The sequence below is a fragment of the Xanthomonas axonopodis genome (assembly GCF_001304695.1).
In the GTDB taxonomy this organism is placed as follows: Bacteria; Pseudomonadota; Gammaproteobacteria; order Xanthomonadales; family Xanthomonadaceae; genus Xanthomonas; species Xanthomonas axonopodis.
The window spans coordinates 1-7479 of the sequence record NZ_JFAQ01000114.1; the positions used below are offsets into that span (position 1 = coordinate 1).

A 7479-nucleotide genomic window follows, 5' to 3' on the forward strand; every position below is an offset into this window, starting at 1 on the left:
CGCCACCGCGAGCGCCGCCCCTTCTTCCGGGCCTTCCTGCACAACAAGTTGGTTTGCCTGGCGATCTTCGTCGGCATCGCAGTGGCGGTGGCGGGCGATGCGGAATTCGTAGACGACCAGCAGCGCCGCGACGCCCAGACCGGCCCAGTACGCAGCACCGAGATCAGCGCGCAGGCCAACCAACGCCAGCGTCGCGGCCATCAGCGCATACAGGATGCCTTGCGCGATCAGATCGAACCTGCCGAACAGGATGGCGGTGGATTTGCTGCCCATGCGGAGATCGTCGTCGCGGTCAACCATCGCGTACCAGGTGTCGTAGGCGGTGGCCCACAGGATGTTGGCGGCATACAGCAGCCAGCCCAGCAACGGCACGCTGCCGTGCACGGCGGCGAAGGCCATCGGGATGCCCCAGCCGAACGCCATGCCCAGATAGACCTGCGGCAGGTGGGTATGGCGCTTGAGATAGGGGTAACTGGTGGCCAGGAAGACGCCGGGCACGCTCAGCGCCACGGTCAGCCAGTTGAGCGTGAGCACCAGCGCGAAGGCCACCAACATCAGCACCACGAACACCCAGAGCGCCTCGCGCCCGGAGACCGCGCCGGAGGCCAGCGGACGCGATTTGGTGCGCTCCACGTGCGGATCCAGCCAGCGGTCCGCGTAATCGTTGATCACGCAGCCGGCCGAACGGGTCAGCCACACCCCGGCGGTGAACACGAAGAGCGTCCACAGCGGCGGCAGGCCATCGGCGGCCAGCCACAACGCCCACCAGGTGGGCCAGAGCAGCAGCAGGCTCCCGATCGGACGGTCACCACGCACCAGTTTCCAGTACTGGCCCAATCGCTGTGGCCACGTCAGCGTGGGCGCTGCGGGCAGTTGTTCGACACCATGCTTGCTCATGCGGCAAAGGGTAGCAGCCCGGCTTGGCCGTGGTCATGTGGGCGCGGGGTGCGTGCCGTCCGGGCGGCACTCCTGGGAATGCCCTGCGTTGCGCGGTGGCCGGCTATTCATGGGGTGCGGCTGGCTTCGGCGATCAAGGTTGCGAGCGGCCAGGGCCAGGCGTTGGTGCAGGCGGGCTGCGGCGGGTGGTGCGGGCTGCCACGCAAGCTCGGCAGTGGCCGCGCTCGGGCGCGTGCTCAACCTTACTGTCAGGTTGGAGGCGTTGAGCAGGCTGGCGTTCTGACGACTGCCGCTTGAGATGGCCACACCGTTGCACGCGTGGACCCTGTACACTGTGAACCTGGACATCCGGCGGCCACCCGGCAACTGCTCGGGCCGAGAGGCCGGTGTCATCACGCCTAGAGCGACGCCGTGGCTCGCCAGGTCCGCATCGCCCAGCCCCATCACGCGCGCGCCGGCTGTTCTGGCATAATGCGCGGCCAGGCGCTCGTAGCTCAGCCGGATAGAGTAGTGGCTTCCGAAGCCATTGGTCGGGGGTTCGAATCCCTCCGGGCGCACCAATTCAAGTTCCAGGCGTGTCCTGGGATGTACAAAACCCTCGATAGATCGGGGGGTTTTGTTGTCTGTACATTCGAAGGTTCACCCGGATCCACTGGCACCCGAGCTGATCCGGGCATAGATAGGCGCACCAGCCCTTGACGAAGAAACGCAAGGTGGGCGCCCCCGCCCCGTCAAGCGGCTTCATGGAACGTTTCAAAGACAGCAACCAATGCGCTGTCGTGGGCATGCACATGCTCTGCAGCGTGAGCGAAGCGAGCAGACCGACCGACCGACGCTTGGCTGGCTGCCAACAGTCAACAGAGGCTGCACAGAATGGCGGGCAAACACCCGCCGAGTTCTGCCACCGACATCACCAGCAGACCTGCCCGTTATCAACTCCGGGGCACGACATCGCCGGACGCCAGGGCCTAACGGATGCCCCATTCCCGCAGCAGTGCACGCGCCCGCTCCTCGATGAAGCGGTTCGCGTTGGCCTGCGCCTGTTCGGACTCCCGCTTGGCCTCTGCTTCCCCGATGCCTCCATCATGCGCTTCTTCGAACTGCGCCATCGCCCACGTGGTCGCCGCTTCCTGCGCTGCTTTTCCTTCCACATCGTGCATGGAGATATAGGCCTTCAGTGGCGGCCACATCTGCGCATGTCCGGTGAGTTCATTCCTGCTGCGCAGCAGCCTATTCCTAGGCAGCCCCAAATCCGGATTTTGCAGCGCTTCCTGCAGCAGGCCCAGCGCCGTGTCGTGGTCCTGCGTGTGCATGAGCTTGTGCTTGAGCATCTCCGCAAACGCGGTTTTGACGTCTCCTCGCACGGCGGGCCCGCCCCCCCCCACCTGCGTCATGCCGTCCAAGTTCAGCATCTTGGGGGTGTGATCGCTCAAAAAATCGCCGAAGCTGCTGCGGAATTCGGGTGATCTAATGGCCTCGGCCACCACCTGGTCCAGCAGGGGCATGTCGGCCCGTGTGATGGGTTCGCCGAACATCCTAGCAGTTTGCGCCAGGCCCTGCGCCCACTTGTCAAAACGCTCGCCCAGGTCGGCATCGATACGGCGCAACACGCTCGTGAACTCGGGGACGCGGTTCCACGATGACCCGGCCTGTTGCGCTGCCGGCACGGGCGCGCGCCGTCTCCTGTCGGCCAGCCGCTGTGCCGCGCGCTGCTCCTCGCGCTGCGCGCGTTCCGGGTCGCGGATCTGCAGCAATTGGCGTGCCAGATGCTCCGGCACCTTGATGTCGCAGCGAGCGGGCAGTCGGGCCAGCGACTGCGGAAGGGTCTGCAGCTCCGTGTCGCGCAGATCCAGCAGTTGCAATTGGGCCAGATCCCCCACGCTGTCGGGCAGCTGCCGCAGCGCTGCGCACTTTTGGAGCGACAGTTCCGTCAAGCCGCGCAGTTGACCGATGTCCTCAGGCAAGTGCGCCAGCCTGCGATTGGAAGACAGGTTGAGTTTTTCCAGCCGATGCAGCTGGGTGAGGCTGCCAGGAAGCTGCTCAAGCTTGGAATTCGATGCCACCTCCAGTGACCTGAGCCCCCGCATGAGGCCGATGTTCTCAGGCAACTCGTGAAAATGCGAAGAGCGCGACATGCTCAACTCGGTCAAGCCGCTCAGTTCAACGATGCTGGCTGGCAGGCGCGCATAGTGCCCGCCTGCCAGCGTGAGGTTGCGCAGACCTTGCATCCGCCCCAGGTCTGCGGGCAACTCGTCCAACGGAGCAAACGTCAATTGAAGGGTTTGTAGATTGGACAGGCACGTGAACGAGGGTGGCAACTTTTTCAGACCGGGCGTGCCAAGGACCTGCAGATGGCGGAGCTGGCGCAGCTGTCCCAGGGTGTCTGGCAGCGACTGAAGCCCGGTATGCATCAGCGTCAATTTCTGTAGCGCGTCGAGCCGGCCGATCGCATCGGGGAGCGTCTTGGCAGGGAGGCCGTAGTCGAGAACGAGCTCGGTGCTGCGGCGGGTCGCTGCAAGGCGGATCGCGTCTGCCACGCGTTGCAGCACCTCCCGTGACGTGTCCCTCTGCCCGTCATGGAAGTTGATGCCGGTTCGGACCTGCTCTGCCATCGGTAGGCTTTGCGCAAGCCACTCGTCGATGTCGTGCTCGATGCTGCGCGGTGGTGCAGAAGAGGCTGCAGCCAGTGCAGCCGGCTGGCGCGACGGACGCAGAGGCGATCTCATAAGGCGCCCTTGCCCCGGGTTTCTGGGCGTCGACGTGTCTGCCGCTGCCGTGTTTTCACGCCGTCGCGGCCGCGCGAGCAGGGGGCCCAACAGGCCTTCCGCGCTCGAGGGTTGCCGTGAAGGCCTGTCGTCAGCGGGCGCTTGATCGGCGGTATCCGTTCGCGGGCGAGAGCGCAGTAGGCGATTGAAATTGATCATGACGAGATAACCTGCGTAGTCGGCTGGCTGCAGCGTTCCGGAATTCAGGCTACTGCGATGCAATTGCAATGGCGGCACCAAAGCGAGAGGTTGCATCGCCTGGCGAATCAGACGCTTTTTTGCAAGCGCGTACCCGTGCTGCATACATGCTCACCGAAAGCAGTGGATGGTCCGGCGTTCGGTCTCATCGGTCTTCGACGTGGTACTCACGATGGCAGCAGGCGATCGATGAGGTGGTGCGTCGCATCGCTGGTGACGCATTATCCACGTGTGTCGATCCTTTCTACCGAGAAGACGTTGATGCTCCCGCGACAGTGTCTGGTATCCCGTCGCTTGATCGCCCCAAGGCACGTTACGGTTGCAGCGACGCCGTAACGTGCCTCCAGGCACCTGGAGGCACGTTGATACGAAAGCCGCCAAGCGATAACGCAACGCATCAGCGCAGAGCGCTCCTGCAGCACGTCGCAGCTGATCGACCAGCATTGCCGCAACGCCGACGTTTTCGAGCGCCAACGCCGGCTGCAGGATGTGTAACGCAATTTCGCTGTGGCATGCGCGTTATCTACGACGCACTCTGACGTTCCGCAGATTCTGTCGCACGTCTCCATCGAAGTTGTCGGCGATACCCCTGGGAATAATCTGCTTACCCACCGGGACGCCGCCGGCGTTTTCCATCTTTTGGTGGATCTCTCCGTCCTTCTGCTTGTCCAGTTGATATTCCTCGTAGTGCAAGCCCGCCATGACAGGCATCTTGAGAATTTCAACCGATTTACTGATGGTGGTGCCGGCCACATACCCTTTTGCGAACTCTTCGGCACTCGGCCGTTCTGCTGCCGTTTTACCGGCACCTTTGGCCACGCCCTCGGCAGTTCCTTTGGCGGCGCCCTCGCCAGTTCCCTTGGCCACGCCCTCGGCAGTTCCTTTGGCCGCGGCTTCGGCTGTTTCCTTGGCTGCGGCTTCGGCGACTCCTTTCGCAACCCCCTTGGCCCCGATTCTGGCCGTGGGTCCACCGATTGCTCCAACCACCGCCCCGGCCATATTGACGCCGGCCAGCTTCAACGCGAGCGACATATCCCCACCTTGAATCGCGGTGTCGACCACCTGCGCCGCCTGCGCTTCGCTTTCCAGTGCAATCGACGCCGCATCGGCAATTTCGCCGATGATCGGGATCCCGTTCAATGCGCTGAGGCCGACGGACATCCAGTCCAGGATCTTGCTGTCCCACTTGAGGAACTCGTGCAGGCCCTGTTGGAACGTGCCGACATCCTTTTTGGGCTTCTTGATCGCCGGCGGATCGTACTTGCCCACCAGCATGTCCGCGACGGCCTTTTGCTGATCGGGCGAGCTCGCATCGTGCGTGGCCGGCGTGTCCACGGTCTTGTTGGCTGCACTCATGTGGTCATAGAACTGCCGAAAATCGTTTTGACTGATCTTGCCCGAGTCGACGACATGGCCGCCGCCGAAGAAGTGATGGGGCTTCTTGTAGCCGGTGATCGAGTTGTTCAACAAGCCGAACAGCAACGGATCGCTCAACAACTGCGTGGCGGCCTGCTTCACTGCGGGGTCGGCCTTGTCGTCCTTGGAGATCGCGTCGAGCTTGTCGCGCGTCACTACCTTGCCGTCGCCGTAGAACGCGTCTTGATGACTGTTGATGGTGTCCAGCGTCTTCTGCTCGTCCGCTGTCAGGTGCATCTCGGAACTGGATTTCTGCAGGAAGTCCGGCTTGGTCATCGAGCCGGAATCTCCTGCAAACTCCTTCCACTCGTCGGGGTGATCGCGAAAATATTGGGCAGCCGCCATCACCTGGGGCGGGCACTTGCCGGTCCTGCTGTCGCCATCGACGATCTTGGCGAATGTGTCCTCGCTCAGATTGTTGGGCAGATAGTCGGAATAGCGATACAGCTCGCGCAAGGCATCGCTTTTGGTCATGACCGACGCTTTGGTTTTGTCGGGGCTATCGGATGCGATGTAGTTCTGCGTGTAATCCTTGGCCTTCTTGTCGTTGTATTCGGCAATCTGCTTGTGGTAATACGAAAAATCTGTGAGGTTCTGCCCGTTGATCCTGCCGCCACACTTACCGTCCTTCTGCGAGCCGATGGCAAAGAACAGGCGCGGATCTTTCTGCAATCCTATCAACGCCTCCTTCAAGTCGGGCTGCGTTGATGGATCGTTGATCTTTGCGTCAAGCTGATCGAAGGGCAGGGACCCTATCTGGTCCTTGTGCCGATCCAGGACCGAAACGATTTCCACCTCGGATTGATTGAGCTGGCCGTCGTTCCAGGTGACCGTCGAGCCCTCCGCAGCCGGTGGCGGGTTGGAACCCTTGATGTTCTTGGGGTTGAACTCGTCGTTCTTCCCACCCAATGCCTTGACCTGTGGATGAGAATCCGAAAAGTCCCAAAGATTCTGCCCATTGATCTTGCCGCCGCATTTGCCGTCCCCCTGCGAGCCAATGGCAAAGAAAAGTCGCGGATCCTGTTTAAGGCCTTGCAACGCCGCTTTCAGGTCGGCGGGCGTGGAAGGGTCGTTGATCTTGTCGTCGAGATGCTTGTACTCGAGCGGCATCTGATCCTTGTGGGCATTCAGCGTCGAAACGATCTGAAGTTCCGACTTGGTCAGCGTGCCATCGTTCCAGGTGACCGTCGACCCCTCCAACGCCGGCGGCGCATCCTTCCCCTTGATGTGCTTGGGATTGAAGTCGTAGCCCAGGGATGGCCATGAGGTGCGCTTTTCGATCGGCTGGGTGGCTTGCCAGTCCGATGCGGACAACTGGGTGTTGGGATCGCCGCTTGCCGTACTGGACGGCGCATCAGTTGATGCACTCGTTGGCGTGTTGGCCTGGAGGGCGGCCAGCAGCTGGTAGATCATCAGAAAGATGTTATCCATCGTCGATGGCAGGTCGGAGCCATCCTTGGACGAATCCGACCCCAGCAACTCCGATGAGGACGACTCGTTTGACGGTGTGCCCAGCAGTTGGCTGGGGTTACTTCCGGTAGAAAGCGTGTTGAACGACATATAGGCGGCCTCGCTAATGGCAGAATTGGCAGAGCACCTTCGTATAAGGTTATTCTTATACGGCCGCACGGATACGCCCATGCGGTGTAGCCGTATGTTGCCAACCTGCGCGATGCGCGCCTTGATCGACGAACTATTTTGGCGAAAAAAGCGCAAAAACCGGCGCGTCGCCCCCCCATTCAGGGGCCGCTCGGTCGCGTGCATCTGCCCGGCAGACGCGTGGTCCTGCTGTGGCTTGGTAATCCCCCCACAGGTTAGCTGACGCCAGAAGTGGAATTTTCTCGTACTCTTTTCCGAGGAGGTTCCATGAAGACATCCCGCTTCACCGACAGCCAGATCATTGCCGTCCTCAAGCAGGCCCAGGCCGGCACGTCAGTGCCGCAGTTGTGCCGGGAGCACGGCATCAGCTCGGCGACGTTCTACAAGTGGCGCAGCAAGTTTGGCGGCATGGACGCATCGCTGATGTCCCAGCTCAGGGAGCTGCAGGACGAGAACTGGCGCCTGAAGAAGATGTACGCCGATGCCCAGCTCAGCGCCGACCTGCTGAAGGAGGCGATGGCAAAAAAATGGTGAGGCCATCTCAACGTCGGGAGATGGCCCAATGGGCCGTAGATGATGGCCACACGAACATCCGGCATGCCTG

The 7479-nt window shown here is 62.0% G+C and carries 3 protein-coding genes, 1 tRNA gene and 1 pseudogene; 2 read left to right on the forward strand and 3 right to left on the reverse strand.

Features of this window, described 5'->3' with window-relative positions:
* On the reverse strand, positions 1–897 hold an 897-nt coding region (gene ubiA / locus XAXN_RS11370), incomplete at its 3' end, for a 4-hydroxybenzoate octaprenyltransferase (RefSeq protein ID WP_245149950.1).
* A 483-nt stretch (positions 898–1380) separates the two neighbouring features.
* Here ubiA and XAXN_RS11375 point away from each other — a divergent pair.
* Positions 1381–1457 (forward strand) — tRNA-Arg (locus XAXN_RS11375).
* Positions 1458–1865: 408 nt separating this feature from the next.
* Here the strand turns inward: XAXN_RS11375 and xopAE are convergent.
* Both xopAE and XAXN_RS11390 read right to left on the reverse strand, forming a co-directional pair.
* Positions 1866–3509, reverse strand: coding sequence for a type III secretion system effector XopAE (xopAE, locus tag XAXN_RS11385; protein WP_134980383.1), 1644 nt, complete (start codon positions 3507–3509; stop codon positions 1866–1868).
* Positions 3510–4379: 870 nt separating this feature from the next.
* A complete protein-coding gene (locus tag XAXN_RS11390) occupies positions 4380–6836 on the reverse strand; it encodes an HrpF/NolX family T3SS translocon protein (protein WP_054319632.1) in 2457 nt (818 codons plus the stop codon).
* 306 nt (positions 6837–7142) lie between these two features.
* Here XAXN_RS11390 and XAXN_RS11395 point away from each other — a divergent pair.
* Positions 7143–7479, forward strand: a pseudogene (locus XAXN_RS11395) (transposase); the annotation flags it as partial.